Annotated in this window: 5 protein-coding genes and 1 tRNA gene; all 6 read left to right on the top strand. The window is 45.2% G+C overall.

All coding sequences use genetic code 11. The annotated features are described in order from the left end of the window. Positions 1–17 precede the first annotated feature (17 nt). Positions 18–266 carry a DUF1642 domain-containing protein gene (locus tag H627_RS20395; RefSeq protein ID WP_258457797.1) on the top strand — a complete coding sequence of 83 codons (249 nt, stop codon included), beginning with the start codon at positions 18–20 and terminating at the stop codon, positions 264–266. A gap of 94 nt (positions 267–360) precedes the next feature. Beyond that, positions 361–543 carry a hypothetical protein gene (locus H627_RS0115245; RefSeq protein WP_027829612.1) on the top strand — a complete coding sequence of 61 codons (183 nt, stop codon included), beginning with the start codon at positions 361–363 and terminating at the stop codon, positions 541–543. An 83-nt stretch (positions 544–626) separates the two neighbouring features. Beyond that, positions 627–1,079 (top strand): ArpU family phage packaging/lysis transcriptional regulator, encoded by a 453-nt coding sequence (locus H627_RS18755; RefSeq protein ID WP_051225483.1) that lies wholly within the window; start codon positions 627–629, stop codon positions 1,077–1,079. Between the two features lie 331 nt (positions 1,080–1,410). Continuing rightward, positions 1,411–1,469, top strand: a tRNA-OTHER gene (locus tag H627_RS20270). Positions 1,470–1,605: 136 nt separating this feature from the next. Beyond that, positions 1,606–1,863 carry a hypothetical protein gene (locus H627_RS18750; RefSeq protein ID WP_035441349.1) on the top strand — a complete coding sequence of 86 codons (258 nt, stop codon included), beginning with the start codon at positions 1,606–1,608 and terminating at the stop codon, positions 1,861–1,863. Positions 1,864–1,932: 69 nt separating this feature from the next. Further along, positions 1,933–2,449, top strand: a 517-nt coding sequence (locus H627_RS0115230) for a DNA adenine methylase (RefSeq protein ID WP_027829611.1), incomplete at its 3' end; no start/stop codon positions are given.

Below are 2,449 nucleotides of genomic sequence, written 5' to 3'. Positions count from 1 at the left end.
AATCTTCCGATGGTAACTTGCATCCGACACAGGAACTATTGGATTACGACGACCGTTATGATGATGCGTTGCCAGATGATCTGCCAGTGATTCCGAAAGCGGTAGGCGAATGGCTTGAATGGTGCAAAGGACGGGCCCATTCGTTGAAAGATGCGCTTGATGGTGAAACGCGCGTCAGCGAAGATACATTCGCCCGTGCATGGGTGCTAGGTGGCTGGTGCGTTGCGGAAACTGGCGAAATCGTGAAATTGGAGGCGGAGAAATGAAGAAAAAGGTCAAGCACGCCTTTGCCTATATCATTTCTGAAGCCGTATCTCCGGTTTACTCACTGATCAAGGCATTAAGATAGGAGATTGAAAAATGGAATTAGTTGCAAAAGTAGTGTTTTTTGACCTTTTGATTATCTATGTAGGCGCCATCTTGTTACTATCAGGTTTCCCATTATGGATCCGTGCAGCAGGTATCGTTATTATGCTTTTTCCAATATACAGCGATGCGGAATGGCTGTTTGAGCACAAAAAGATGGAGGGACTAAAAAAGTAAAAAAAAGGCCGCATGAGCGGTCTTCCATGCACAGCTACGTGCACTAACAAGTGATAAATACAGTATAACACAGGAGCGTGGCCATGGTGCGGGTAGTACAGACATATTGGAGAAGATTAGACCATGAAGCAACTGCAGCGAATGCCGAATTCGTGTTGATGGACTATCGGCATCGTAAACAGAAATCTAAAAGGAATGAGATCACCTTGCAATCTCCGGCAATTGATGGCATGCCACGCTCGCCAAGTACGGAAAACTCACAGGAAAATAAGCTTCTGAAGTATTTGAACGATTGGGATTTTGTGGCGCAGTGTGATCGTGCAATTGAAGCAGTGGAGAATGACGAGAGCCGGGAAATTATTAAATTGCTGTATACAACTGATTATCCAGTCAAGGTGCAGACTATTATGGACCGTTTGGGTATGGAGACGACAGCCTATTATCACGCCAAACAGGATGCGCTCATCGCTTTTGCCGAGGTATGGCCACCGTCACCTAGTGAGTTGTTAGTCTATCGAATAGAAAAACGAGCGTAAGAATGTCGTAACTAAGTCGTAAGTCAACCGTAAGTGCGTATGCTTTATTATGGTATTGTGCCAATTTGAAGGACAGCCTGCGAAAGCTTTCTTCTATGCAACCTCCTTTCCTTGATTGGCGCGGCGAGTGGTTTAAATCCGGGTTCGATTCCCGGTCGCCGCATTGCCCCTCGTTTGGAGCCACATCATGGATGCGGTTAAAATAAAAAATGGAATCAGGCTGTCTAACATCCAGCCTGACACTTACTAGGTCGGGGGCCTTCATGCCATGACCCGCACATTCCACTACCAGGCGTGCCGCAGCGTCGGATATGCGGCGAGCGTGTTGGGAGCAATCGTAACTCAAGTTGGATGAGTCTTAGTACGCGGGTTCGATTCCCGCCGATTGCATAGCCCACCAAACTTTCGAAAGGAAGCGAAGACCGCCTGAACTCGGCCGTGGGCTGAAAAAAGAAATTACTAGGTTACGAGGAATTGTAACAATATAGGCGCTGCCATGGGCGCCTTTTTTATTGGAGGCGTACGTATGCAAAAAGAATTGCTAATTTGTGCCACAAAAGAGCAATCCGAAATGTATCAATCAAAGGTAAATGACGACGAAATCATGTGTGTATCTGTTAACGTTTTGCTTCACAAAGGCGGTCTTAGTATTCGGCATTACGGCATTGCGCCAGCTTTGTGGACGCAGGCTCAATACGATAAGCCACTGATGCATAAGTTGGTATTAGTTACGGAAATGCTTAACAATGGACGTATGAGATTAGACACACCTAACGTAAACTAATTTTGAATGATCAGCACTCCACCAAACGGTGAGGTGCTATTTTTATACATATTTTCGGAGGAACCCAATTTGAAACAGTCAGAGAAATGGAAACGCGGATTACCCTATGTTGGCAATAAAGGCCAGAAAGCAGAAAAGATCATCGACATATTGCCTGCTGGCAGCCGTCTAGTTGACGTATTCGGTGGCGGTGGATCGATCAGCTTGACAGCAGCCTCATCTGATAAGTGGAACGAAGTAGTTTACAATGACCGGCGAAAAACAGTTGTTAATTTGCTCAAAGCGTTGATCAAAGACAAGCCTCATTTTGATTTGATGAATTATGTATATATGGATCGCGAAACGTTTTACAGCTGGCGAGACAAAATGCCCGATTCGATTGAACGTACTCTTGTGTTGACCATTTGGAGCTTCAGCAACGACCTAAGAAGTTATTTGTGGGGGCCAAAAAATGAGAAAGATAAATTGCAACTGACGCGAGCACTATTTTTGGGAGACACGGGGACAAAGCTTGATGGCCTTTATTCATATGCAAAAAACGAAAACAGTATTTCGGGTAAATACAGGCTGTTTCACAAGTGGCGAT

Source organism: Schleiferilactobacillus harbinensis DSM 16991, assembly GCF_000425885.1.
Classification (GTDB): domain Bacteria; phylum Bacillota; class Bacilli; order Lactobacillales; family Lactobacillaceae; genus Schleiferilactobacillus; species Schleiferilactobacillus harbinensis.
This window is presented reverse-complemented; position numbering and strand designations above follow the sequence as displayed.